At 69.0% G+C, this 24533-nt stretch carries 22 protein-coding genes; 10 read left to right on the forward strand and 12 right to left on the reverse strand.

Annotated features, from left to right (window positions below; all coding sequences use genetic code 11):
- Positions 1–5: 5 nt before the first annotated feature.
- Positions 6–1592 carry a recombinase family protein gene (locus DLJ58_RS27540; RefSeq protein WP_124775135.1) on the reverse strand — a complete coding sequence of 529 codons (1587 nt, stop codon included), beginning with the start codon at positions 1590–1592 and terminating at the stop codon, positions 6–8.
- Here DLJ58_RS27540 and DLJ58_RS35230 point away from each other — a divergent pair.
- Positions 1504–1845: a VOC family protein gene (locus tag DLJ58_RS35230; RefSeq protein ID WP_208741356.1), complete on the forward strand. Its 342-nt coding sequence runs from the start codon at positions 1504–1506 to the stop codon at positions 1843–1845. The two genes, DLJ58_RS27540 and DLJ58_RS35230, sit on opposite strands and share 89 nt — an antisense overlap.
- Positions 1846–1883: 38 nt before the next feature.
- Entirely contained in the window at positions 1884–2381 is a 498-nt protein-coding gene (locus tag DLJ58_RS27550; RefSeq protein ID WP_124860574.1) for a GNAT family N-acetyltransferase, read from the forward strand.
- Between the two features lie 57 nt (positions 2382–2438).
- Here DLJ58_RS27550 and DLJ58_RS27555 read toward each other — a convergent pair whose 3' ends face one another.
- Positions 2439–3893 (reverse strand): alkaline phosphatase PhoX, encoded by a 1455-nt coding sequence (locus tag DLJ58_RS27555; RefSeq protein ID WP_124860576.1) that lies wholly within the window; start codon positions 3891–3893, stop codon positions 2439–2441.
- Between the two features lie 194 nt (positions 3894–4087).
- On the opposite strand from DLJ58_RS27555, the gene DLJ58_RS27560 reads away from it, so the two are divergent.
- From DLJ58_RS27560 to DLJ58_RS27570, 3 genes are read left to right on the forward strand one after another with little or no spacing between them, the layout of a single operon-like run.
- The gene (locus tag DLJ58_RS27560; protein WP_124860578.1) at positions 4088–4885 is read left to right on the forward strand and encodes an ABC transporter ATP-binding protein; all 798 of its coding nucleotides are present in this window, start codon (positions 4088–4090) and stop codon (positions 4883–4885) included.
- Complete coding sequence (locus DLJ58_RS27565) at positions 4882–5643, forward strand: ABC transporter permease (protein ID WP_124860580.1); 762 nt, start codon at positions 4882–4884, stop codon at positions 5641–5643. The genes DLJ58_RS27560 and DLJ58_RS27565 overlap by 4 nt, the downstream gene beginning before the upstream one ends.
- 46 nt (positions 5644–5689) lie before the next feature.
- Positions 5690–6469, forward strand: coding sequence for a MerR family transcriptional regulator (locus DLJ58_RS27570; RefSeq protein ID WP_124860582.1), 780 nt, complete (start codon positions 5690–5692; stop codon positions 6467–6469).
- A 7-nt stretch (positions 6470–6476) separates the two neighbouring features.
- Here the strand turns inward: DLJ58_RS27570 and DLJ58_RS27575 are convergent, their stop codons facing one another.
- Both DLJ58_RS27575 and DLJ58_RS27580 read right to left on the reverse strand, forming a co-directional pair.
- On the reverse strand, positions 6477–7430 hold the full coding sequence (locus tag DLJ58_RS27575; protein ID WP_124860584.1) for a hypothetical protein: 954 nt from the start codon (positions 7428–7430) through the stop codon (positions 6477–6479).
- A 29-nt stretch (positions 7431–7459) separates the two neighbouring features.
- Positions 7460–8056: a VanZ family protein gene (locus DLJ58_RS27580; protein ID WP_124860586.1), complete on the reverse strand. Its 597-nt coding sequence runs from the start codon at positions 8054–8056 to the stop codon at positions 7460–7462.
- A gap of 44 nt (positions 8057–8100) precedes the next feature.
- On the opposite strand from DLJ58_RS27580, the gene DLJ58_RS27585 reads away from it, so the two are divergent.
- Positions 8101–8898, forward strand: coding sequence for an alpha/beta fold hydrolase (locus DLJ58_RS27585; protein WP_244219152.1), 798 nt, complete (start codon positions 8101–8103; stop codon positions 8896–8898).
- Here the strand turns inward: DLJ58_RS27585 and DLJ58_RS27590 are convergent.
- From DLJ58_RS27590 to DLJ58_RS27600, 3 genes are all read right to left on the reverse strand, one after another.
- Positions 8788–9741, reverse strand: coding sequence for a hypothetical protein (locus DLJ58_RS27590; protein WP_124860588.1), 954 nt, complete (start codon positions 9739–9741; stop codon positions 8788–8790). The genes DLJ58_RS27585 and DLJ58_RS27590 overlap by 111 nt on opposite strands.
- Before the next feature lie 11 nt (positions 9742–9752).
- Positions 9753–10097 (reverse strand): PadR family transcriptional regulator, encoded by a 345-nt coding sequence (locus DLJ58_RS27595; protein ID WP_124860590.1) that lies wholly within the window; start codon positions 10095–10097, stop codon positions 9753–9755.
- Between the two features lie 142 nt (positions 10098–10239).
- A complete protein-coding gene (locus DLJ58_RS27600) occupies positions 10240–11592 on the reverse strand; it encodes an arabinofuranosidase catalytic domain-containing protein (RefSeq protein ID WP_124860592.1) in 1353 nt (450 codons plus the stop codon).
- A gap of 201 nt (positions 11593–11793) precedes the next feature.
- Here DLJ58_RS27600 and DLJ58_RS27605 point away from each other — a divergent pair, with 201 nt between their 5' ends.
- Positions 11794–12807 carry a LacI family DNA-binding transcriptional regulator gene (locus tag DLJ58_RS27605; protein WP_124860594.1) on the forward strand — a complete coding sequence of 338 codons (1014 nt, stop codon included), beginning with the start codon at positions 11794–11796 and terminating at the stop codon, positions 12805–12807.
- A gap of 9 nt (positions 12808–12816) precedes the next feature.
- On the opposite strand, the gene DLJ58_RS27610 is transcribed toward DLJ58_RS27605, so the two are convergent.
- The 4 genes from DLJ58_RS27610 to DLJ58_RS27625 are packed head-to-tail and all read right to left on the reverse strand — an operon-like array spanning position 12817 to position 17635.
- Positions 12817–14529 carry an amylo-alpha-1,6-glucosidase gene (locus DLJ58_RS27610; protein ID WP_124860596.1) on the reverse strand — a complete coding sequence of 571 codons (1713 nt, stop codon included), beginning with the start codon at positions 14527–14529 and terminating at the stop codon, positions 12817–12819.
- Positions 14530–14585: 56 nt separating this feature from the next.
- Positions 14586–15410, reverse strand: coding sequence for a carbohydrate ABC transporter permease (locus DLJ58_RS27615; protein ID WP_124860598.1), 825 nt, complete (start codon positions 15408–15410; stop codon positions 14586–14588).
- Complete coding sequence (locus tag DLJ58_RS27620) at positions 15407–16378, reverse strand: carbohydrate ABC transporter permease (protein ID WP_124860600.1); 972 nt, start codon at positions 16376–16378, stop codon at positions 15407–15409. The genes DLJ58_RS27615 and DLJ58_RS27620 overlap by 4 nt, the downstream gene beginning before the upstream one ends.
- A gap of 18 nt (positions 16379–16396) precedes the next feature.
- Complete coding sequence (locus DLJ58_RS27625) at positions 16397–17635, reverse strand: sugar ABC transporter substrate-binding protein (RefSeq protein WP_124860602.1); 1239 nt, start codon at positions 17633–17635, stop codon at positions 16397–16399.
- Between the two features lie 299 nt (positions 17636–17934).
- On the opposite strand from DLJ58_RS27625, the gene DLJ58_RS27630 reads away from it, so the two are divergent.
- Both DLJ58_RS27630 and DLJ58_RS27635 read left to right on the forward strand, forming a co-directional pair.
- Positions 17935–19770 (forward strand): RICIN domain-containing protein, encoded by a 1836-nt coding sequence (locus tag DLJ58_RS27630; RefSeq protein ID WP_124860604.1) that lies wholly within the window; start codon positions 17935–17937, stop codon positions 19768–19770.
- 188 nt (positions 19771–19958) lie between these two features.
- Positions 19959–21536 carry an arabinofuranosidase catalytic domain-containing protein gene (locus DLJ58_RS27635; protein ID WP_208741359.1) on the forward strand — a complete coding sequence of 526 codons (1578 nt, stop codon included), beginning with the start codon at positions 19959–19961 and terminating at the stop codon, positions 21534–21536.
- An 82-nt stretch (positions 21537–21618) separates the two neighbouring features.
- On the opposite strand, the gene DLJ58_RS27640 is transcribed toward DLJ58_RS27635, so the two are convergent.
- Positions 21619–22893 (reverse strand): extracellular catalytic domain type 1 short-chain-length polyhydroxyalkanoate depolymerase, encoded by a 1275-nt coding sequence (locus tag DLJ58_RS27640; protein ID WP_167493744.1) that lies wholly within the window; start codon positions 22891–22893, stop codon positions 21619–21621.
- 250 nt (positions 22894–23143) lie between these two features.
- On the opposite strand from DLJ58_RS27640, the gene DLJ58_RS27645 reads away from it, so the two are divergent.
- Positions 23144–24151, forward strand: coding sequence for a PaaX family transcriptional regulator (locus DLJ58_RS27645; RefSeq protein WP_124860606.1), 1008 nt, complete (start codon positions 23144–23146; stop codon positions 24149–24151).
- The last annotated feature ends 382 nt before the right edge of the window (positions 24152–24533 follow it).

The raw sequence follows: 24533 nt of genomic DNA on the forward strand, positions 1-24533 counted from the left end.
TAGCGTCAGCCGCCAGGCCGGGCGTGCAGCGGCTTCCGCCAGATGACCTTCACCCGGTCGGAGTCGAACCGCTGCAACCCCGGCCTGGCGCGCTCGATGACCACCTTCTCGATGTAGTCATCGATCACCTCACGTCGCTCGTCCAGCGTCATCACGGCCCAGTCGGCCAGGATCGCCGCCGGATCACGACCCTTGCCAGCCGTAGGAAGCCTGCGAAGTTCGGACTCCAACCGATGCTGCTCAGCATCCAGAGCAGAACGCGCCTCAGCCCACTCGACACCGGTCAACTGCTTCAACGCCCACATCCGAGCGAGGTCCTTGCGCTGCTCATCCACGTCGTTCAACGCATTGTCGAGTTCGTCGCGCCGAGCACCGACGGCCCCATCGTCAATCTGCTGATCGTCCTTGCGGCGCCTGATCTCATCGAACAACTCGGCAACCACAAACTCCTCGGTCGGAATCGCCATGATGCCGACGCAAGACTTGCCGCCGGTCTTCGGATGACAGAACAGGTACGGCACGGTGTAGACGCCCCGAGACTTGTTGCGCAGCTGCTTCTCCGAGCCCACCAGCTCGGCCTTGCACACGCCGCACCGGGCCTTCCCGCCGGTGAGCAGGTACCGGCGGCCAGGAGCCCGGCCACGATGACTGTCACCGATGACGTACGTGCGCCCCTTGACCGTCGTCACCTGCCGGTCGCCGCCCAGCTTCGCGCCCACCAGACGCCACGTGGACCTGTCGAGGATGGGCGTCCAGTTGCCGTCGCCGACCTCGACGTCCCTGCGCACGTTGATTCCGGCGACCGCCCGGTTGGTGAGCATGCCCTTCACCGTGGCGCCGGTGATCTCCGATGGGCGAGTGACCGGCCGACCGGTCTCGTCGGTGACGACCTCGCCGTTCTCATCGCGGACCTTCACCCGGTGAGCGCCACAGACACCCCGCTTCCGCAGCCGTCGCGCGATGTTCTCCAACGACCAGCCATCCAGAACCAGCCCGGCCGCCTCGCGAATCACTGCCGCCTGATCCTCCACGATCACGTACGTCCGGTCGCCGTTGTCCAAACGACCGTGTACATACCCGTAGGGCCGCGAGCCGGGCGGAACGCCACGAGCCGCCTGGGCATCGAACTTGTCCGCGATGCGCTTCTTCATCTTGCGGACCTCAGACGCCGCCAGCACCGCCTTGATACCAGCCACCTCGTCCTGAACCCGCACAACGCCGTCGCGGTGCGTGTGCAGCAACTCGATACCCACCGAGTCCAGCAGCGCCGCCATCTGAAACCACGGCACCTCCCGCCGCTCGATGCGAGTCTGCTCCACCGCCCACAAGTGCCGCACCAACCCGGCCTTGATGGCCTCCTTCAACGCCTCATAACCCGGCCGATGAACATCGTCGTCGAACGCCGACAGGTCCGGATCGGAGTACACCACCACCGGCACACCCGGCCACATCCTGTCGGCATACCTCCGCCCGATCGCTTCCTGATCGAAGCAACTCTCGGCGTTGCCGTACTTGTCCTTACTGATACGCGTGTATAGCGCGACGTGGGGATACGTCACGCCGATCGGGGCCTGGGGATCGATCGCTGCCACAGGATCAGCATACCCATCGGTTCTTACCGAATCTAGGTTGCCCGAGGGCAAAATCGTCAAGAACCGGGTGCACCTCGACGTGCGGGTCGGCACCGGGCTCGTGGGCGAAGAGCGACTGGCCGCCCTTGAGGCCGAATGCGCGCGGTTGATCCCGCTCGGCGCCGTACGCGGGCAGCTGTTGCTTGCCGACGGCGAGAACGAGTCGTGCCTCAACATGCAGGACGTCGAGGGCAACGAGTTCTGCCTCGACTAGGGCCTGGCTCCAGCCGAGGGGCGCTAGTCTCGGCCCTCATGACCTGGCTGCCCGAGGAGTTCGTCCACCCCGTCCACGTGCCGGTGCCCGGCACCGCGTTGCATCTTCGGCCGATCCGCGAGGCGGACACCCCGCTCGACTACCCCGCCGTGATGGGCTCCCGTGAGCGCCTGTGGGAGATCTTCGGTCCGGCCTGGGCGTGGCCCAGCGAGACGATGACATACGAAGAGGACCGCGTCGACCTGCTGCGGCACGAGATGGAGATCGCCGCGCACCAGTCGTTCAACTACGCGTTGCTGGACGAGGGGGAGACGGCGATCCTCGGCTGCGTCTACGTCGACCCGCCGGAGCGCACCGGCTCCGACGGCGAGGTCTCCTGGTGGGTGGTGGACGACCTGGTGGGCAGCGAGGTGGAGGCCGCGGTCGACGCGCTGGTGCCGCAGTGGATCGCCGCGGACTGGCCGTTCCGCCAGCCCCGCTATCTGGGCCGCGACATCACCTGGCAGGACTGGCTGGCGTTGCCGCGCGTCCCCTGAGTGCGACCGAGCCTGATGGGGGCCAGGCGAGGTCGCCCGGCCCCCCTTCGGGCTCGGTCAGCCCAGGTACTTCTCCCACGGGCCGGTGATGGCCAGGGTGAGGCCCGGGTCCTGCATGTTGACGAAGAGCACCTTGCCGTCCGCGCTGAAGGTCGGCCCGCAGAACTCCGAGTCGTTGAGCTGGTTGCGGGCGATCGCGTAGGTGGGCCCGCCCGGGATCGTGCTGAGCACGTGCGAGGCGCCCGAGCCGTCCTCGGCGAGCACGAGGCTTCCCCACGGGGTGACCGTCACGTTGTCCGGGCCGTCGAAGGTGATGTCGGTGTACTTGACCGGCGTGCCCTCCTCGGACTGGGTCTGGTGCGGGAAGTACGTCACGAGCTGGATGGTCTGGTCCTTGAAGTTGTAGAACCAGACCATTCCGTCGTGCGGCGCCGCGTCCGCCGGCAGGTCACCCTCGTCCCAGGCGTACGAGTTGACCACGTACACGCCCTCGTCGGTGGCCCACACGCCCTCGAACTTGCGTCCGCGGGTGACCTGGCCGTCGGCGAACTGCTCGCGCACCGACCTGGTGCGCGCGTCGCGGTCCGGCACCTCGATCCAGCGGACCGGGAAGGGGCGGCCCAGCTGGGCGGAGGTCAGGTAGGCGACGTCCGGCAGCACTGAACCGTCATCCATGATGATCTGCATCGCGGCGAGGACGCCGGCGTTCGGTGCGAGGCGGGTGAGCACGCCCGGGCCCAGCTTGACGCCGTGTGGCGCCGTCCAGCGGTAGAAGAGGCCGTTGGGCTCGTCGGCGTCCTCGGAGAGGTAGATCCGAGTGCGGTCCTTGTCGACGGCCACTGCCTCGTGGGAGTAGCGGCCCAGGCACTTGATGGGCTTCGGGTCGGCGCTGCCGTCGGCCCACACCTCGAAGACGTAGCCGTGGTCCTTCTGGTAGACGCCGGACCGGCCGCCCTCTTCCCACTTGTCGCCGGCCCGGTCCTCGGTCTCCTCGCAGGTGAGCCAGGTGCCCCAGGGGGTCGGCCCGCCGGCGCAGTTGGAGATGGTGCCGGAGAGCGCCACGAACTCACCCAGGTTGCGGCCCGCGAGGTCGGTCTTGATCACGGTGCAACCGCCGGCGTCGACGGCGCCCGCGTCGTAGACAGTGCCCTTGACGTGCGGCACGCCGAACTCCGCGCCCGGGTCGATCTCGTGGTTCTGGATCAGGGTGTACCGGCCGTGGCCGGCGTCGTAGACGGCCATGCCGTCGTGGTCCGACGGGGTGGTGCCCTGACCGCGGTCGAGCCGGGTGACACCGGTCCGGGTGATCACGGTGTAGCTGAAGCCCTTGGGCAGGGCCAGGATTCCCTCGGGGTCGTCCACGAGCGGCGGGAAGGGCACGTTACCGGGCTTCACCGGCGGGTGCGGCCGGGCCGGGCTGGCCTGGGCCAGGGACGGCAGGCCACCCGCGACGGCAAGGCCGACGCCGGCGGCGGCGCCACTGGCGAGGAAGGTACGACGAGAGGAAGGCACGTGGATCAGCTCCTGGTCAAGACAAGTGCGACGACTGGCAGCCAACTCCTTCGGGCGAACAGCGACACGTCACCCGGGGGATCGCGCGGTGACATCGGAGTGAAGAGTTACCTGCGGTCCCAACCAAAGCCCGACTGAGGCCGGCCGCATCGGCGCTTGACCTTGACGCTGCGTCAACCCTCCATGCTGCTGCCATGAGCAATTCGCACACAACAGCTCAGGCCGAGCAACCCGCGATCCACGTGCACGGCCTGGAGAAGTCGTTCAAGCAGCTGAAGGTGCTGCGCGGCGTCGACATCGCCGTCGCGCGGGGCAGCATCTTCGCCCTGCTCGGCTCCAACGGTGCCGGCAAGACCACAGTGGTGAGGATCCTGGCCACGCTCCTCGGGGCCGACGGCGGGACAGCCCGGGTCGCCGGCTTCGACGTGGCGACCCAGGCCGCCGACGTACGGCAGTCGATCAGTCTCACTGGGCAGTTCGCGGCGGTCGACGAGATCCTCACCGGGCGGGAGAACCTGATCCTGGTCGCCCGGCTGCGGCACCTCAAGGAGCCCGGTGCGATCGCGGACGACCTGCTGAGGCGTTTCTCGCTGACCGAGGCGGGCGCCCGGAGGGTGCGGACGTACTCCGGCGGCATGCGTCGCCGTCTCGACATCGCGATGAGCCTGATCGGGGACCCGCCGGTCATCTTCCTCGACGAGCCGACGACGGGGCTGGACCCGGAGGCGCGCATCGAGGTGTGGCAGGCGATCAAGGAACTCGCCCGTGGCGGCACGACGGTGCTGCTCACCACCCAGTACCTCGACGAGGCCGAACAACTCGCCGACCGGATCGCGATCCTCCACGAGGGACGAATCATCGTGAACGGCACCCTCGACGAGCTCAAGCAGCTCCTGCCACCCGCCGAGATCGAGTACGTCGAGAAGCAACCGACCCTCGAGGACGTCTTCCTCACCCTCGTTGGCGCCAAGACCGAGAAGGAACAACGATGAACAAGCACTTTGTCGGCGACACCACAGTCCTGCTGGGACGCTCACTGCGCCACATCGCCCGCAGCCCGGACACCATCATCACGACCGCCGTCATGCCGATCGCCTTCATGCTGCTGTTCGTCTACGTCTTCGGCGGCGCGATCGAGACCGGCTCCGACTCGTATGTGAACTACCTGCTCCCCGGCATCCTGCTCATCACGATCGCCTCGGGCATCTCGTACACCGCCTTCCGGCTCTTCCTGGACATGCAGGGCGGCATCTTCGAACGGTTCCAGTCCATGCCGATCGCGCGATCCTCGGTGCTCTGGGCGCACGTGCTGACCTCGCTGGTCGCCAACCTGGTCTCGTTGGTCGTCGTCGTCCTCGTCGCTCTGCTCATGGGCTTCCGCACCGGCACGAGCGTGCTGGGGTGGCTCGCCGTCGCTGGCATCCTGGTGTTGTTCACCCTGGCGCTGACCTGGATCGCCATCATCCCCGGCCTCACCGCTCAGTCTGTGGACGGCGCGAGCGCCTTCTCGTACCCCCTGGTCTTCCTGCCGTTCGTCAGCTCGGCCTTCGTGCCCACCGCGTCGATGCCCGGCCCGGTGCGCGCCTTCGCCGAGCACCAGCCGGTGACCGCCATCGTCAACGCGATCCGAGACCTCTTCGCGCAGGAGCCGGTCGGATCGGGCATCTGGACCGCCCTCGCCTGGTGCGTCGGCATCCTCGTGGTGGCCTACCTCTTCGCCAACCTGACCTACCGCCGCAAGATCTCCTGAGCTGGATTCGAGTGGGGCCGAGCGACTTGAGGGGCAGGATCAGGGCATGCTGACGATCAGTCAACTCGCGGCGTACGCCGGCGTCACGGTGCGGGCGGTACGGCACTACCACCAGATCGGCCTGCTGCCGGAGCCCGAGCGGGACGCCTCGGGTTACCGGCGGTACAGCGCGGGGGCGGTGGTGTCCCTCATCCGGATCCGGATTCTCGCCAACGCCGGCGTGCCGCTGTCCCAGATCGGTCAGATGCTGGAGGCCGACGCGTCGACCTTCGCGGCCGCGGTCGAGGAGATCGACAGGCAACTGGGCGACGAGATCGCACGACTGGAGGCCAGCCGGAAGCAGATCGCGCAACTCGCCGCCGGGGATCGGCTGGCGCTCGCACCAGAGGTGATCACCTACCTCGACCGGCTCCGGGACATCGGCGTCTCCGAGCGGGTGGTGGCGGGTGAGCGAGACAGCTGGATCCTGATGTCGGCTCGCTGGCCCGATCGCGTCCGCGAATGGATGCCCGGCAAGATCGCGCAGCTCGACGACCCGCAGCTCGTTCGGCTCTACCGGATCCTGTCGGAGATCTTCGAGAGCGACACCGGCGACGACGCGCTTCTGGTGGAGGCCGCCGACATCCTGGCGAGCCTCGCCGAGCAGGCATACCGCTCTGGTGAGATCGACCTCGGTGAGGTGGCGCAGGACGATCTACCGTTCGACCTTCTGGACGCGTTGGCCGTCGAGTCGGACTCGCGGGTGCAGCGACTGCTGGATCTGATGCGCGAGCGCGGCTGGGATGGTCTGGCGCGGCTGGAGCGGCTGGCAGAGCCGTCCACCTGATCGACTGTCAGCTCTGTTGGTAGTTGACCGCGGCGAACCCACAGGGCTGGTGCAGGTGCAGGTAGTAGGCGCCCTCGCCGAACTCGTCCAAGTCCGCGCCGCCGATCAGGCCCACGTAGTCCATCGGCTCCCCGCACCCGGGGCAGTCGGCGTGCTCGGCGTCCTGGATCCAGTCCGGTCGGCCGCCCAGGGTGGAGCCGCCCTGGTTCCAGGCACTGGCCTGGTACGGGCTTGCCAGGGCCGGCCCCGCAACCGGGAGCAGGGTCGGCGGGTCCTCCGGTCCGGTATCGCCGCCCAGGTAGCTCGGCCGGGTGTTGTCGGCCCACCAGGTGGTGGCACCGGCCGGCGTGACCCGGCTGTACAGCGTCGTGTAGCAGGCGCAGAAGTGGCAGGTCTCGACGACCAGGCGGCCGGACCAGCCGGTGTGGGCCAGCGCGGCGCCGATGGCGGGGTCGGTGGTGTCGAGGTCGGCGGCGACCCAGAGCGGGGACGCGCACCAGGGGCAGGCGGATCGGTCCGCGGACGCTGGCGCGTCCCGCATGACCCACCGGTGCGCGACGTCAGCGCACAGGTCCCGTCGGTTGCCGTCCGGGCCGATCGTCCAACCGCCCTCGGCCGCGTAGCTCAGCACCCCCACGTGCAGGTCGTCAGCACCGGCTGGCGGGTGCGTCGACCAGCGACGCAGGGCGTCCTCGGCGAGCGGGTGAGCGCTGTGGGCCAGGATGAGGAGCAGATGGTTGAGTCGGTCCGGCGTCCGCCCGCCGTCGACCTGCTCGATGACCCGGCCGACCACGTCGGCGCCCGCCGCCCGGTACAACGTCGCCGGCCACAGCAGATCGAGGTCGAGCAGGGCCCCGTGGTACGGCGACAGTCTCTGCGGATCGGCGGCGGCGATCTCGCCCAGCTCCTCGATCGCGTCGTCGTCCTCGTCCGCCGCTCTCCTGATCAAATCCTCGATCACCAGCGGATGTTAGCTCCCAGCTCCGACGCTCAGCATCCCGCTGCCGGGGCCGGCTGAGGTCGACGATCTGTGGGCGTGTCGGGTGTGTCGCGCCACCAGCGGCGGGACGCCAGCGCCGCCAGCCCGGCGCCGGCGGCGTTGAGCAGGACATCGTCCACCGACGACACCCGGTCCAGCCGCAGGACGTACTGGGCGGTCTCCACCAGGACCGAGCAGCCGGCCGCGAGAGCCAGGACGCGCGGCACCGATGCCAGCGCCGGGAACCGCAGCGGGGCGAAGAACCCCAGGGCCGCGAAGACCAGCAGGTTGCCGACGACCTGGACCGTCGCCGTCAGCGGCCCCCCGTCGGAGAAGATCGTGAACAGGTCGCGCAGCGGCACCACTGTCACCCGGCCGGGGACTGCGCCGGCCTGGTCACCCGGCAGCATGATCATCCATACCCAGGGGATCGTGCCGTAGACGATGCCGACATCGGCCAGCGACGTGCGCCATGCCGACGTGGTGCCGGCGGCGCGTCGGCGGCGGGCCAGGGCCCACACCGCCAGCACGGCCAACGGCAGGACGATGACCGTGATCAGGACGACGCCGTTGAACGTACCGAACCAGCCGTGCCAACCCTTGACCATCCGACCCCCGCCATTCGCCCAGCCCCGAAACCTACCCGGCCCGGGTGGCGGGCGATCGCCCGTTTGTGGCACCCGCGCGCCGGGCACACACCAGCGTGGCGATTGAACGAGCCCCGCAGATCCTGTTCATCCAGGGTGCCGGTGCCGGCGTATACGACGAATGGGACAACAGGCTGGTCGACAGCTTGCGCCGTGAGCTCGGGGACGGGTTCGAGGTCCACTACCCGCGGATGCCCGACGAAGCCGACCCGGGCTACGCCACCTGGGGCGTAGCCATTCGGCGGGAGATCGCGGCGCTGGACGACGGCGCTGTCGTCCTGGGTCACTCGGTGGGCGGGACGCTCCTCGTCCACACGCTCGGCGAACGGCCACCGGAGCGGGCGCTCGGTGCGATCGTGCTGATCGCCGCACCCTTCGTCGGTGCTGGCGGCTGGGCCGGTGAGGAGTTCGAACTGCCGCCCGATCTGGGCGCAAGACTGCCGCCCGGAGTGCCGGTGCATGTGTTCCACGGCCTCCAGGACGACACGGCGCCACCGTCACACGCAGATCGGTACGCCGCAGTCATCCCGCAGGCGCACCTGCACCTGCTCCCCGGTCGCGATCACCAGCTGAACGACGATCTGAGCGAGGTGGCGACGGTGATGCAGCGCGATCTGGCGACCGCAGCGGATGGTGCCCTGCTGCGGCTGCCGCTCGTCCGACCCGAAGCTGGTGTTCAGCGCATCACGGGCTCATCGGTTGACGTTGACAGGGACCGCTCTTTTCGGGATGCGGCGACGGGCGAGGTGCCTGATGCCGGTAACGGCGGCCGCGATCACCGTGATGAGGATCGCCAGGGGTAGCGGCTGACCGTCGAAGTGCTGCATCGCCGTGTTGACGAGCAGCGGGTCGGGGATGAGCCATCCGGCCAGGAAGCCGGTGAGTCCGACGCCGACGATCACGGCGGGCCGGTGGCGGCGGACCGCGAAGGCGGCGGCGACAGCGGCGGTGGCGGCAGCGAGGATTCCAATGACCGCCGGCACGGCGTCGAGAACGTAGACGCCGTGGCGTCCCCACTCACCGGTGCCTTTCCAGGCGAGGACGCCGAGCGGGACGAGGGCCCACCAGAACAGGCGCGGCCGGGGCGCGGTCCACCGCTCGCGGGCGGCGATCGCGAGCAGGACGAGGGTCGAGACCGGTACGGCGTACGTGAGGAGTTGTTGGCCGGGGTTGGTGCCCATGGCGGTGCCGTTGAGCACGTCGATGACGAACCAACCAACGGTGACCGTCAGGAACATGGCTTGCAGGGTGAGGGCTGTCCGGTTCGCGCCGCACAGCCAGGCGATCAGCGGTGCGAGGGGCAGCAGGCCGAGAGCGACTATCTGCGGCCAACTGGAGATGACGGCCGGCATGTCGGTGGCGAGGACAGCGCCGGTGAACAGGTCCAGGGTGTCACCGGCGGGCCGGGTGCCGGCGGCGACGAGCAGGGCACTGAGTCCGGTGGTGAGGGCCGTGCTGGTGACGGGCGTGGTGAGTCGCAGCCTGATCGCCAGGGCGATGATGTTCAGCGCCTCGTGCGGGCTCGGGTGTCGGCGGCCGTGGTCGAGGTCCAGCAGCAGCCCGAGCAGTTCCTCGCCGCGGGCGGTGCGGTGCGTGGCTGGCAGCAGGCGCAGCAGCCGTCGATATCGTCGTTCCAGAGGGCTCATGCCCGGGCCCATCAGATGGCCCCGAGGCGCGGGGCGTTGCGGGCGGCACGCTTGTTGAGGCGCTCCTCGGCGAGCCGGACCGCGGCGGCCATCCGCTGGCTTTCAGCGCGGATGGCGTCTGCCCCCGCGTCGGTCAGTTTGTAGAAACGGCGCAGCCGGCCCTTCTCCACCTCGTCGTGGTCGGGGGCGATGAGCCCTTGGGTGACGAGGCGGTCGAGGGCCCCGTAGAGGGTGCCGGCGCGTAACCGGATCCTGCCGCCGGTCATTTCGTCGACCTCCGTCACCACGGCGTAGCCGTGCCGAGGTTGGTCGGCGAGGGCGGAGAGGATCAGGAACGTCTGCTCGCTGATGTCCATGCGCTATATATATCGCATCACGATATATATAGCAAGGATGTCCGCGTTGACACGGCGGGGCCGTGATCGGTGCGAGAGGCCGCCGGTCGTGCCGCCCCCGGGAAGCTCGTGGGGTCGGCACGACCGACCGATCGTGGGGTGGTCAGCTGCGGGTGGACCACCGCTGGTTGGTGCCGCCGTTGCAGGCCCAGAGGATGAGCTTGGTGCCGTTGGCGGTGCCGGCGCCGTTGGCGTCGAGGCAGAGCCCCGATTGGACGCCGGTGAGGGTGCCGTTGGAGTTGAGGTTCCACTGTTGGTTGGTGCCGCCGTGGCAGTCCCAGAGCTGGACCTGGGTGCCGTTGGTGGTGCTGCCGTTCGGTACGTCGATGCAGCGGCTGGACTGGGCGCCCACGACCTGGACGTTCTGTTGCGGGTTGCTGCCGCCGGCCGGCGCGTAGGCGGCGGCGTTGATGTTGGCCTGGACGGCGTTCTCGGTGGCGGCCGTCGGGTAGCCGGACGTCAACACACCCTCGAAGAAGGTGCCGCGACCGGTGATGCTGTTGTCACCGCCGATGCCGAGCAGGATGGCGCCTTCCTTCTTCATCGGGTGGTAGCCGTTGGGGCGTGGCCCGTCGAAATAGGTCGTCAGGCTGCCCGACTGGGCGTTGCCGCCCCGGATCGCCCAGTGGTTCGGCTCGCCCTTGACCATGGCGGTGACGAAGCGGTGGTTGATCGACGCGATGTTGTTGTAGCCCGCGTTGACTCCGGAGAACAGCCCCCACTCCAGATCGGCCATGATCCAGGGGCCGGCTCCTGCCCCGTAGCCCCACTGCTTGTTGGCGCCGAAGTAGACGGTCTCCATGATGGCGCGTTCGTCGGCGAGATTGTTGGTCTGCGCGTTGCCGTAGTCGAAGCAGCACCACTGGTTGTAGTGCGTGCCGTCGACGACCGCGTAGATGCCCTCGGGCTGGTCGCCGGTCGCGACACCGTTGGTGTTGTTGTTGCGGTAGCCGGTGCCGGGGGCGATGTAGACGCCGTACGCCTTCTGGCCGCCGACCGTGACCGGTGCCGCCTTCGCGTCGGCGAGGTTGTCCCATCCGCCAGGGGCGGGCCCGGCGAAGCCGCCGGGGGGTGCCTGCGTGAGGCGGTTGTTACGGCCGGACTGGTCGTAGATGATCGTGATGACGCAGGTGGTGTTGACGCAGAACGTGTCCTGGGTGGCGGCGTTGGCGTAGCCGCCGCCCTCGCTGAGCACGCCGACGTCGCGGGTGGTGTTGTCCGACGATCGTCGGACCTGGTAGAGCGGGCCGTTGTAGGCGCCGTACAGCGCGCGGGTGGTGCTGTGGGCGGCCACGCACGGCGTGCCGCCGGAGGCGTAGATGTCACACGGGCCCGTGCCGGCGGCGTGGGCGATGCCCGGCGCGTCCGAGACCACGTAGGCGCCAGCGCCGACGACGAGGACGAACAGGGTCCCGGCGGCGGCCATCAGGCGACCCAGTTTTCTCTTCACTTTCATCGGATCCTTTCGGGTGCGTGATGGAGGTGGGTGCGGCGACATTGACGTCACACGTCATACCTGTGACATTAATGGTCGTCCATCGATTAGCGCTAGTTGGCACGCGTTGGTCATCGATCGATGAGCCTGAGGACAGATATGCTGGTCGGCAGAGCAAGGTGCGTCCCCGTGTCGGGGCAAAAATCGATTCGAGGGCGACTGATGAATATCGGGGAAATCGCCCGCCGGGCGGGGGTGTCCCGCAGCACCGTCTCCTACGTGCTCAGCGGAAAACGCAGCGTGTCGGAGGCGACCCGGCAACGGATCCAGTCGGTCATCGACGAGTTGGACTACCGGCCGAACGCCAGCGCCCGTGCTCTCAAGGAGGGGCGCACCCGCACCCTCGGGCTGGTCATCCCGCCCGCGAGTCAGCGGTTGACCGACATGCAGCTGGGCTTCGTCGCCAGCGTCGTCGAGGCCGCCGCCCGCCACGACCTCGACGTGCTGCTGTCCCCCTCCGGTGGCGACCATGACCGGTCGTTCGAGCGGATCGTCACCGGACGTCGGGTGGACGGCGTGGTCCTCATGGAGATCCGGTTGGCGGACGACCGGGTGACCCGTCTGACCAAGGCCGGGCTGCCGTTCGTCACCATCGGCCGGACCGCCGAGCCGCACGGGATGAGCTGGATCGACATCGACTACGCCGGGCTGATCGCCCGGTGCGTGCAGCACCTGGCCGACCTGGGGCACCGGCACGTGGCACTCGTGAACCGGTCCGCCGAGTTGGTGGCCGCCGGGTACGGCCCCAGCCATCGCGCGCTGACCGGCTTTCGTGCGGCGGCCGTGGAGCGGGGGTTGACCGGCGTGGAGGTGTGCAGCGGCGACGACACCGCCTCCGGCGAGGCGTGTATGGAGCAACTGCTCGCGACGCACCCGGAGGTCACGGCGGTGGCCACCATCAACGAGGCCGCACTGCCCGGAATGCAGCGCGCGTTGACCGGCGCCGGGTTGTCCGTGCCACGCGACTTCTCCGTCACCGGAGTCGCCGCGCAGCACTGGGCGGAGGATTTCCGCCCGCCGCTGACCGCCGCCGACGTGCCGATGGTCGAGATGGGCGCCGAGGCGGTGTCGCTGCTTCTGGAGATCATCGCGGCTCCCGGCGCCGTGCCACGACACCGCCTGTACAGCCCGCCCATCTCGTTGCGTTCCAGCACCGGCCCGGTCCGGGGCTGCTGATCCGACCGGCTACCCGCCCCTGACCCGCCGCTCCTCCTGGGCGGCGGCGAGGATGAGATAGCTGCTGGCGGTCCAGGTGTAGGCGCGGTCCCGCAGCCCGGTGCCGGTCTCGGCGTCGAAGTTCTCCGCGAAGCCGGACTTCTCGCACAGCGCGAGGAACCGCCGACTGATGTCGTCGGCGATCCTGGTCTGCCCGGCCCGGCGCAGGCCGTCCTCGACGAGGACGGTGGAGGGCGCCCAGATCGGGCCCCGCCAGTAGCCGTCGGCGAGGTAGTGGGCCGAGTCCGTCGGCTCGGTGGCCAGACCGTGCGTGGTCAGGTGGGTTTCGACGCCGCGCGCCAGTGCGGCGGCGACCGGGGCCGGGAGGTCGGCCCCGAGTGCGACGGGCATCAGGTCGAGCAGGCTGCGGCTCCTTCGTCGGTGCCCGGTGCGGGGGTCACGGGCGGTGAAGCGTTCGCCGTCCCACAGGTCGCGCAGCATGGCCCCGTGGATCCGGTCGGCCTCCTGCCACCAGCGGTCGGCGGGCTCACCCAGCTCGGTGGCGAGGTCGGCGAGGCAGCGAAGCTGCGCGACCAGGAACGCGGCGAGGTCGGCCGTCTCCAGGACCCGGTTCTCGTCGAAGGTGGTGGCGTTGTCCCAACCGCTGTCGTTGCCGTGCTGATAGTGCGGCAGGTCGTGGCCGGGGGCCCGCCGCGCGTCCAGCCAGAACTCGGTCCAGCGGGCGAGCCGGTCGTACGTCTGCGCCAGCGCCAGCCGGCTCGGCGGCTGGGGAAGGCGTCGGCGCAGGTGACGGAGGGCCCAGCCGTGGATGGGGGGCTTGACGTAGTTGTGCAGGACCTCCGAGTGGGTGACCGAGTCGGGGAGGGCGCCGGTCTCGTCCTGGTGGTCGAAGGGCAGCTGGAACTGGTGCCAGGCCAGCTCCGGGTCGCCGGCCGCCAGGGCGATCGCGTTGAAGCAGTGGTCCCAGCTCCACACCTTGTCCATCCAGTGCTTGGACATCAGGACGGCCGGCCGGGTGACGAAGCCGGCCGGGGCGACCGTGGCCGACCACAGGACGTACGCGGCCAGCTCGGCGGCCGGGGTCTCCGGGCCGCGCCAGGGCGCGATCGCGTCGACGAACGCCGTGAACTCCGCGAACCGGTCGCGGCGCAACTGCTCGAAGGCGACGGCTCCGACGTACGGGCGGCGGGCGGTGGCGTACTCCTCGATCGCGATCTCCCAGGGCTGGTCGCCGGGAAGGTACAGGGAACGGTCGGCGGTGCCGAGCGCCTGCGCGCCGTCGGTCCGCGGCAGAGCGCCGGAGAGCACCGTGATGCGGTAGCGGCGACCGGTCTCGTACGAGGTGAACACGTGTGATCCGTCGACCGGATCGGCGTACAGGTAGGTCCCGCTGAACGGGGTGAGGGTGTGCGCGGCCGCGGCCACCCGCAGGCCGAGCCGGTGGCCCCGGATCCGCAGGGTGTCCGGCCCGTCGTAGACGGCCTCGATTCGGTCGGCCCCGTTGCGCCAGGTCAGCAGCGCGGGCGTGGCGACGACGGTGGTGCCGGCGACCGTTGGGGTGAGCCGCAGTACTGGGTGCAGCCCGGTCTGGTGGGAGACCAGGTGCAGGTCGTCGGCGTACGTCTTCTCGGCTACCACCGGGGAGATGTTGAACCAGGATCCGCGGTAGCTGAAGGGGATGTCCTGGATTCCGAACTCCGGACCGGACGGGGCGACGGTCATGGGTGGCGGGTGCCTTTCTGTGGTGCGGGTGGTCAGTCCTCGACCGCCGCGGATGGTCAGTCCTTGACGGCGCCGGCGGTCACGCCCATCGAGACGTACCGCTGGGCCAGGATCAGCAGCGCGGCGGCGGGGATCGAGGCGACGACGGCGGTGGCCATGATGGCGTTCCACTGCTGGTTGTTGTTGCCGATGTAGTGGTAGATGCCGAGGGTGATCGGCTGGTGGTCGCCGCCGCCGGCCAGGGTCGAGGCGAAGATGAAGTCCGACCAGGACCACAGGAACGCAAAGAGCGACACCGTGACGATCGAGTTGCGGCTGACCGGCAGCACGACCGACCAGAAGGTCCGTAGCCGACTGGCGCCGTCGACCACGGCGGCCTGGAGCAGTTCCTCGGGGATGCCGGACATGAAGGCCGTGAAGATCAGGACAGCGAACGGCACTGCGAGTGTGGTGTCGGCCAGGATCAGGCCGGGCAGCGTGTTGAGGACGCCGAGGGTGAGGTAGATGGCGTAGAAGCCCATCGCCATGATGATCCCCGGGATCATCTGCGCGATCAGCAGCAGGAAGCTCAGCGCCGGGCCGCCGGGTGGCCGGAGCTTCGCCAGCGCGTAACCGGCGGGCGCGGCCAGCGCCACGGTCAGCGCCACAGTGCCGAGGCCGACCAGGAAGCTGGTGCCGAGGTACGGCAGTTGTTGGTCGAGCACCGCCCGGTAGCCGTCCAGGGTGCCGTTGGTGGGGAACAGGTGCGGGGGACTGGCCCGCATGTCCTGGTCCCGGGTGAAGGAAACATTGATCATCCAGTAGACGGGGAAGAGCATCAGCCCGGTCAGCACCAGGCCGACGCCGGTCTTCCACCAGGCCCGAGGCGTCGAGGTGGTCATCGCAGCTGCTGCCTCCGCTCGATCCGGATGTAGACGAGGCCGGCGATCAGAGCCAGCACGATGAGCAGGTTCCCGATGGCCGCGCCCGGGCCGAACTCGGGCAGCAGGTTGCCGAAGCCGAGCCGGTACGACCAGGTGGCGAGCGTTGCCGAGGAGCCGGTCGGGCCGCCCTTCGTCATGATCCAGATGATGTCGAAGACCTTCAGCGTGTAGATCAGCCCCAGCAGCAGCGTGATCAGGGAGACGGGACGCAGCAACGGGAAGGTGATCCCCCAGAACCGTTGCCACCCCGTCGCACCGTCGAGCGCGGACGCCTCGTACATCTCGGTCGGGATCGCCTGTAGGCCGCTGTAGAGCACCACCAGGTTGAACGGGATGCCGATCCAGACGTTCGCGATGATCACCGAGGTGAGTGACCAGCCCGGCGAGGTGAGCCAGTTGACCGGGTCGATCCCGACGACGCCCAGCGCCGCGTTGACCAGCCCCGAGTCGCTGTTGAGAAGCCACGACCAGGTCGACGCCGAGACGATCAGCGGCAGCAGCCACGGTACGAGAATCAGCGCCCGCAGCGTGCGCGACAGCGGGAAGTGCTGGTGGAAGAAGAGGGCCAGGGCCATGCCGATGGTGAACTGGAAGGCGAGCGAGGTCGCGGTGAAGACCACTGTGTGCGTCAGCGTCGGCCCGAATGCGGGGTCGGTCAGGACCGTCCGGTAGTTGTCGAGGCCGGCGAAGGGTGCCCCGCCCTGCACGAACGAGCGGACGGTGTACTCCCGCAGGCTCAACTCGACGTTGCGGTAGAGCGGGTAGGCGTAGAAGGCAGCCAGGTAGATGGTCACGGGTGCCAGGAAGCCCCACGCCCACCATCGGCTGGGTCGGCGGGCACGGGACGGGGGAGGCCCGGGCGGGGCGGCGGTCGCCGCCCCACCCTGGTCCCGTACGGCGGTGGAGGTCTCTGTCGTGGAGGGCATGGTGTCGGTTCGGATCGCTTACCTGGTCGTGGCGGCGGTCTGCGCGGCGGCCAGTGCCTCCTGTGGCGACTTTCCGCCGCTGAGGGCCGACTGCACAGCGGTCCACAGCGCTTCGGAGATCTTCGGGTACTTCGTGCCGAGGTCGTCACCGGTGCGGCCCTTGGCTGCCCGGACCGCCTCCACCCAGACCTTGAGCTTGGGGTCCGCGGTGGCCTGTCGCTCCTGTACGGCGGCGACGGGCGCGACGTAGGAGAGCGTGGTGTCCGTGGTGAGGAGGTTCTCGGCGTTCGTCAGGCAGGTGACGAGCTTCTGCGACGTCTCGTACCGGCCGGTCTTCTTCTGCACCGGGATGGAGACGAACTCACCGCCGGTGGGCGCCGGGGCCGGGCCGCCCGCGCTGGCCGGGATCGCGATCGTGCCGTACGAGAAGCCGAGCTTCTCCGCGTTGGCCAGCTGCCAGGTGCCGTTCTCGGCGAACGCGTAGTCGCCGGTGGCGAACTCCTGCCAGCTCGTGGTCTGGGTGTTGTTGATGACGGAGTTCGGGGCGTGGCCCTGCTTGAGCCAGTCGGTCCAGAGCGTCAGCGCGGACACCGCCTGCGACGAGTCCAGACTGGTCAGTTGGGCACCCGATCCCCAGAACCAGGGCAGGAACTGGAAGCTGCCCTCCTCGGTGCCGATCGCGGAGAAGGTGATGCCCTTCTTCCCCTTGGCCTTGACCTTGGTCAGCGCCGCGGTCAGTGAGGTCCAGTCCTTGACGGCGGCGGGATCGACGCCGGCCGAGGTGAGCAGATCCTTGTTGTAGTAGAGGGCGAGGGTGTTCGCCCCGATCGGCACCCCGTAGGTCTTGCCGTCGCTCTGGCCGGCGCCGAGCAGGTTCTTCTCCATGGCCGAGACGTCCAGCTTGTTGTCGTCGGTGGTGGTGAGCGCACCGGCTTCGGCCAGAGTTGAGATGACCGGGTTGTCCACGATCAGCACGTCGGGTGAGTTTCCCTGCTGGGCGGCGAGCAGCGCCTTGTTGGTGAGGTCGGTGGTGTCGTAGCCGGTCCGCTCGACCGTCACCCCCGCGGAGGTGCCGCACTTCTTGAGCAGCGCGACCCACTCGGAGTCGTCGGCGAACTGCGGATACGGGTCCCAGACGAGGTAGGCGCCACCGTCGGCGGGGCCGTCGGCGGACGACGAGCAGGCGCTGCCCGTCACTGCGGCGAGAGCTATCACGGCGACGGCGGCCAGGCGCCGCCGACGACTGAGTCCGGTCATGTGGTGCCTCACTTCAAATCGATCGTCAGGTGGGGTGTGTCGGTTGATCGTCGCGGGTTGGACCAGTCCAACCATGAGGCGAATCGATTCGACGAATCGGTTCGCCCGAAGATAGGTCTGGCCGTACCCGGGGGTCAAGGGTCAGTTGGTCGAGCCGGGAGGATCGCTGGGAAACGAGGACGTCACCGCGTGGTCACTTCATTGACATGGTTCAGTTCCCGGTCCTACGATCCGTGCGAATCGATTCGCAAGTGCTGCCCTCCGGAGAGCGTCCCCCGCGCCCCACCAAGGAGCCGCCCGTGAAAACCCCGTCCCGCAGCAGGTCAGGACGAGCCCGCGTGTTCGTGGCCCGACTCGTCGTCGGCCTGCTCGCCGCCGCTGCCGCCGTCACCGTCGTCCCGCCCTCCGCCCAGGCCGCGGACGAGTCGATCAGCGTCAACTTCGCCACCACCAACGGTGCGCCGACCTACCGCGCCTCCGGCTGGATCTACGGCATGACCGAGAACGCCAGCGGTCCGGCCGACCACTTCTACCGGGACGTCAAGTTCCAGTACATGCGTGCCGGCGGCGCACAGCTCCCGGGCAGTGGCTGGGTCGGCGGAACCTACGACCGTCGCTGGAACTCCACACTCGCCCAGGCGCGTCGGACCACTGCACTCGGCGGGAAGTTCATCATCCTGCCGCACGACCTCTGGGGTGCCGACGGCGCCGGAATCTCCCGCTTCCCCGGTGACAACGGCAACTGGACCGACTACGACAACTTCCTGACCCGCCTGATCAACGACGTCCGGGCGTCCGGCCTGTCGGTGCAGTGGGACATCTGGAACGAACCCAACATCACCATCTTCTGGAACCGGCCGATCTCCCAGTACCTCGAACTGTGGCGGCGGACCTACCAGCGCATCCGGGCGGAGTTCCCCAGTCAGCTCATCGTCGGGCCGAGCTGCGCCTGCGTACCGTCGACCACACACACGTTCTGGAACCAGTACCTGGACTTCGTCCGCTCGACCAACACGGTGCCGGACATCATCAGCTGGCACTCGCTGCCCGGTGATCCGGTCGCGAACGTCGCCGCCGCCAACGCCACCCTCGACCCGCGCGGCATCGCCCACCCACGTCCGTACCAGATCAACGAGTACGGCGCGCCCGACGAGCAGAACCCGGCCGACGGCGCCTGGTACATCGCGCGCCTGGAGCGGGCCCGGGCCGACGGCCTGCGGGCGAACTGGGCCAGCGGCGGCAGCCTGCACAACGACCTCGGCAACCTGTTGATCCGTAACTCGGCCGGCCAGCACCAGCCCAAGGGGGAGTGGTGGAACTACCGCTACTACGCCTCCCAGGTCGGGGAGATCGTGGCGGTGACCCCCAGCCAGTCGTACGACGCTCACGCCACGAAGGCTGCCGGGGTGGCGAAGGTGCTGGTCGGCGGTGGCCGTACCACCGGGAACCTGAGCGTCAACCTGCAACGTCTGGACACCACCAGCGGCATCGTGCAGAACAGCCAGGTCCGGGTCCTCACCCAACGCATCCCGCACAACGGTGGCGGCGCGGTGGCGGGGCCGGTCACGGTCTCGAACAACGTGGTCGGGGTGTCCAACAACAACGCTACGGTGACCTTGCCGTACACCAACCAGAACGACACGTACACCGTCACGCTGCTGCCCCCCTCGGACGGTGGCTTCCAGTCGGTGGCGGTGGCCCAACACTCGCAGCAGTGTCTGAACAACGCCGGTCTGAGCACCGCCGACGGCAACGTCCAACAGCAGAACTACTGCGACGGCGGTGACCAGCAGCTCTGGAACTTCGTCCCGGTCGCGGGCGTTGCCAACACCTACACCGTGGTCAACCAGCAGAGTGGCAAGTGCCTCGACGTCAGCGGCGTGTCCACCGCCGACGGCGCGGCGGTGCACCAGTGGACCTGCCTCAACAGCTCCAACCAGCAGTTCGCTCTGCGCAAGGTGACCTACTCGGGCAACGACTCGCACGACTACCAACTCGTCGCCCGGCACAGTGGCAAGTGCGTCGATGTCAACGCGGTCTCCACGGCGGCCGGCGCACTGGTCCACCAGTGGACCTGCAGGGCGGTCAACCAGGGCAGCCCGTTGAACCAGACGTGGCGGCTCCTGGGGCGGTAGGCCTCCCGGGGGAGGTGGGTGCGCTGGCGGTCCGCCCAACGGTCAGCGCACCACCCCGCTACCGCATTCATTGACATGAATTAAATAAAGGTCATACGATTCGCTGCGAATCGATTCGCCATCGCCACCACCCCTCCCGTGGCGCGTCGACAATCCCCCGCGCTTCCACGACTCCGAGGAGCCACCTCGTGCGAAATCCGTCCCCCGTCGGGCCAGGAAAGGCCCCTGATCTCATCCCGAGGCGTCGGCGCGCCCGCCGTCTGAGCGCCCTGGCGGGTGCTCTCGTCGCCGTCCTTGTCGGCATCGGCGCCACCCCCGGTGCCCCGTCACCGATCGCCGAGGCCGCCGCCGCCCCGATGGCGGCCGCCATCCAGCCGGGGCAGAGCACCCCGATCGTCGGTACGCCGTCCGGCCGCTGCCTCGAAGTGCCCAACTCCAGCACCACCAACGGCACCCAGACGCAACTCTGGGACTGCAACGGCAGCGCCGGCCAGACCTGGACGTGGACGTCGACCAAGCAACTCCAGGCGTACGGCAACAAGTGCCTGGACGCCTCCGGCCGCGGCACCGCCAACGGCACCCAGGTGATCATCTGGGACTGCAACGGCCAGAACAACCAACAGTGGAACGTCAACAGCAACGGCACCATCACCGGCGTACAGTCCGGGCTGTGCCTCGACGCCAACGGCGCCGCCACCGCGAACGGCACCAAAATCATCCTCTGGGCCTGTAACGGCGGCGCCAACCAGCAGTGGGCCTCGCCGACCACCACCACCCCGCCGCCGACCAACCCGCCGACCGGCGCGCGTCCGTGCGACATCTACGCCTCCGGCGGCACCCCGTGCATCGCAGCGCACAGCACCACGCGGGCGCTCTACGAGGCGTACGCCGGCAACCTGTACCAGGTCCGACGCTCGTCGGACAACACGACCCGCAACATCGGGCTCACGGGAACCGGTGGCACCGCCAACGCTGCTACGCAGGACTCGTTCTGCTCCGGCACGACCTGCGTGATCACGGTCGTCTTCGACCAGTCCGGGCGCGGCAACGACCTCTGGTACCAGGGGTCGAGCGTCGTTCCGGGCTCCCCGCAGAGCAAGCCGGCGATCGCGACCTCGGAATCGCTGACCGTGGGCGGCGCGAAGGCGTACTCGCTCTACATCAACCCCGGTAACAGCTACTGGCGCGACGGGCACCTCACCGGCGTGCCGACCGGCGCGGCACCCGAGGGCATGTACATGGTGACCAGTGGGACCCACGTCAACAGCGGCTGCTGCTTCGACTACGGCAACAGCGAGACGACCAGGAAGGCCGACGCCGCCGGGGCGATGGACGCCATCAACTTCAGCAAGCAGTGCTGGTTCGGCGGCTGCTCCGGCAGCGGGCCCTGGGTGCAGGCCGACCTCGAGTGGGGTCTCTTCCCGGGCGGCAGCAGCTCCTGGAACCCGAACCAGCGCGCGTTCACCAGCAAGTTCGTCACCGCGACGCTGAAGAACAACGGCACGACCCGGTTCGCCATCAAGGGTAGCGACGCCCAGTCCGGCAGCCTCTACACGCTCTACGACGGCTCGCTCCCGCCGGGATACAGCCCGATGAAGAAGCAGGGCGCGATCATCCTGGGCAGTGGCGGTGACTGCTGCAAGCCCGACGGTGGCGCGAACCTGAGCGCCGGCACCTTCTACGAGGGGGCGATGGTCGCCGGCTATCCGTCCGACGCGACCGAGAACGCGGTGCAGGCCAGCGTGGTGGGCGCCGGCTACCGCTGACCCGGTGACGCCGGAACGGGTCGTGCGCCGGTCACCACCTGCGTGGTGACCGGCGCACTGTCTCGTCGACGCCAGCCTGGTCTTAGGCGATGGTGCAGGACGCGCCGTTGAGGGTGAACGAGGACGGCCGGGCGTTGTTGCCGTTGTGGGTGGCCTGGAAGCCGATGGTCACCGAGCCGTTGGCGGGGATGCCGCCGTTGTAGGCGACGTTGCGGGCCGTCACCTGCCCGGAGTTGGGGGAGTAGGTGGCGTTCCAGCCCGAGGTGATGGTCTGCCCGCTCGGCAGGGTGAAGACCAGGGACCAGCCGTTGACGGCACCGGTGCCGGTGTTGGTGATGGTGATGTTCTCGGTCAGGCCGTTGTTCCAGGCGTTGACGGCGACGCTCACCCGACAGGCGCCGTTGGTCGGCGGCGGCGTGGTGGGGTTGGTCAGGCCGAAGAACTGCACGGCGGCGGCGGCCATACCGCCGGAGGGCAGGCTGTGCCCGGCACCCTGGATGCTGTACGCCTCGACCTGGACGGTGCCGCTGGAGTCGGCGTACCGACGCCGGTTCCAGTTGGCCTGGGGCGTGTCGGTGGAGGTCGGTGTCTGGCTCAGGCCGAACACGTTCGTCCACTGCTCGATCGTCTCCTGCAACAGCGAGTACGGCACGAGCGTGTCGCTGGTGCCGTGCCACAGCTGCACCCGCGGCCGGGGTCCGGAGTAGCCGGGGTACGCCTGGCGCACCGCGTCGCCCCACTGCTGGGGAGTCCGGTTCATGTTCCCGCCGGTGCACTGGCTGCTGCCGGGCGGGTAGTCCGCCGCGTTGGCGAAGCAGTTGTACGGCACGCCCATGAATGCGGCGCCGGCCTTGAACACGTCGGGATAGAGGGCCAGCATGTGGTTTGTCATCATGCCGCCGGATGAGCTGCCGGTGGCGTAGACCCGCTCCGGGTCGGCCGAGTACTGCTGTTGCACGTACCGGATCATGCTGATGATCGACACCGGGTCGCTGCCCCCACCACGCCGCTTGGCGGCGTCCGACCAGGTGTCGAAGCAGTTGCCGAAGCCGGCCTGCTGGGTCGCGGACGGGTAGATCACGATGTATCCGTACCGGTCGGCCTGGCTGGCGAACTCGCTTCCGGAGTAGAACCCGGGGCCGGACCCGCCGCAGCCGTGCATTGCCACCACGACCGCCGGCCGGGCAGGGCGGTTGTCCGGCACGTAGACGTGCATGCGCATCCGGCCCGGGTTGTCGCCGAAGCTGGTCACCTCGGTCAGTGACGCCGCGTACGCGGGCCCGACCGTGGGGGCCACCAGGCCGGCCGCGACCAGTGACGCGGCCAGCGCGAGTAGCAGTTTCCTTCTGATTTTCACCGCACGACTCCTTCGATTGCCTGTGCAGGCTGGATTGGTCGTGCGATCCGGTTGCGGGTCTGCCCGACTCCCGCGGTGATCGCACGATGCCCGCTACCTGTGGCTCGCCCAGCCCGGCTTCGGATGGCGTCGCGTAGCAATTAGTGTTCCCTGCGGACCAACAAGTGTCAATCGAGGATGCTCTATTTGCAGCAGGTCGCGCCGGTCCGTCTACAGTCGTCATACCGTCCCCGAGGAGCACGGAGCGCCTGTGGCAAGCCTCTTCGACATCGACGAGATCTATCCGGACGACGGCGACCACCCACTCCGGCTGCCCCGCCGGCAGGTCGGCAACTCACCCCAGGGTGTCGCGGTGACCCTGTTGGCCGACTACACGCTGCGGACCCGGGTCGCCCTCCCGTCCGCCGCCATCGTCGCGCTGCTCGGGGAGACTGGCGTGACGACGGCCGGAGCGCGGACCGCGATCAGCCGGTTGGCCCGCCGTGGCGTGTTGGAGGGCAGCCGACTGGGGCGACGCAGCTCCTACCGGCTCAGCCGCGCCGCCGCCGCCAATCTCTCCGCCGGAGGGCACTGGATTCTCGCCTCCACCACCTCGACGGGCCGGTGGGACGGTCGCTGGACGATCGTCGCCTTCTCGCTGCCGCAGGACCGCAGTACGCAGCGCCGGGCCCTGCGGGCGCAACTCCGGTGGCTCGGTTACGCGCCGCTGTACGACGGTTTGTGGATCTCGCCGCAGGAGTTGACTCCCGCCGCTCGGGCCGAGCTCGACCGGCTCACCCTCGGCGCCGTGACGGTGTTTCGTGGGCGGCAGAGCGCGCTGGCCTCGGCCATTCACCGCGCGCCGATCGAGGCCTGGGACATCGAGGCGATCAGCCGGAGCTACGACGCGTTCCTGCGTCGTTGGACACCACTGTTGCCCGCCGTGGTGTCCGGGCAGGTCGACGGTGCCGCGGCGGTGCGGGCCCGGACCGAGGTCATGGACACCTTCCGACGTTTCCCGGTCCTCGACCCGCAGCTGCCAGTGGAACTCCTTCCACGGGAGTGGCTCAGGCGGCCGGCGCGGGAGTTGTTCGAGGCCGTCTACGACGGCCTCGCCGCACCCGCCGAACGACACGTCCGGGCGGTCGTCGAGCGGTTCGCCGACGCCGCGCAGCCCGGCATCGAGGCGCACACCACCGCCGACCTCGTCGCCGGCATACGCGCCGATGTCGAACCGGCGCAGCCGTCTGCGAGTGGCACGGCCACCGGGTGTTCGTGAGCCGCCAGCAGCCGCTGCCGGCTGACGACTGTGAGCGATAACAGGATTGCCCTCTGAAGCGATCCAGGTGGCACGGCGGTACGACTCGTCACCTGGTCGCGCGGCGGTTGAGCACTGTTGCCCCGGGCGTTTGGTACCGGGCGAAACGCGGCGTTCCGGGAGGTCGGCGTGAACGGCCCGTTACGTCTTGACGTACGGCATGTTATCGCTCACTCTCGATATAGAGGACGATCGTTCCCGTGGCTCACCGGGCGAGCCGCACGGGTCGTACCTCCGATCACGACGTCCGCAAGGGCATGCGGCCGTCACCTCGGGACCCGGCAGTTGCCGGCGACAGCTCTCTCGGACCGTGCGTGCTGATGCCGGGCGGCCAGGAAGACCG

Origin of the sequence: Micromonospora arida, from assembly GCF_003857035.1 — a bacterium.
Taxonomy (GTDB): Bacteria; Actinomycetota; Actinomycetes; order Mycobacteriales; family Micromonosporaceae; genus Micromonospora; species Micromonospora arida.

Bases quoted from the DNA above. Each gene is read 5' to 3' on its own strand.
- DLJ58_RS27565 (WP_124860580.1), top strand. From the start codon at position 4,882: ATGAACAAGCACTTTGTCGGCGACACCACAGTCCTGCTGGGACGCTCA.
- DLJ58_RS27595 (WP_124860590.1), bottom strand. From the start codon at position 10,097: ATGGACATCAGCGAGCAGACGTTCCTGATCCTCTCCGCCCTCGCCGAC.
- DLJ58_RS27625 (WP_124860602.1), bottom strand. From the start codon at position 17,635: ATGACCGGACTCAGTCGTCGGCGGCGCCTGGCCGCCGTCGCCGTGATA.
- DLJ58_RS27600 (WP_124860592.1), bottom strand. From the start codon at position 11,592: ATGAAAGTGAAGAGAAAACTGGGTCGCCTGATGGCCGCCGCCGGGACC.
- DLJ58_RS27590 (WP_124860588.1), bottom strand. From the start codon at position 9,741: ATGAGCCCTCTGGAACGACGATATCGACGGCTGCTGCGCCTGCTGCCA.
- DLJ58_RS27605 (WP_124860594.1), top strand. From the start codon at position 11,794: ATGAATATCGGGGAAATCGCCCGCCGGGCGGGGGTGTCCCGCAGCACC.
- DLJ58_RS27550 (WP_124860574.1), top strand. From the start codon at position 1,884: ATGACCTGGCTGCCCGAGGAGTTCGTCCACCCCGTCCACGTGCCGGTG.
- DLJ58_RS27610 (WP_124860596.1), bottom strand. From the start codon at position 14,529: ATGACCGTCGCCCCGTCCGGTCCGGAGTTCGGAATCCAGGACATCCCC.
- DLJ58_RS27615 (WP_124860598.1), bottom strand. From the start codon at position 15,410: ATGACCACCTCGACGCCTCGGGCCTGGTGGAAGACCGGCGTCGGCCTG.
- DLJ58_RS27570 (WP_124860582.1), top strand. From the start codon at position 5,690: ATGCTGACGATCAGTCAACTCGCGGCGTACGCCGGCGTCACGGTGCGG.
- DLJ58_RS27620 (WP_124860600.1), bottom strand. From the start codon at position 16,378: ATGCCCTCCACGACAGAGACCTCCACCGCCGTACGGGACCAGGGTGGG.
- DLJ58_RS27560 (WP_124860578.1), top strand. From the start codon at position 4,088: ATGAGCAATTCGCACACAACAGCTCAGGCCGAGCAACCCGCGATCCAC.
- DLJ58_RS27580 (WP_124860586.1), bottom strand. From the start codon at position 8,056: ATGGTCAAGGGTTGGCACGGCTGGTTCGGTACGTTCAACGGCGTCGTC.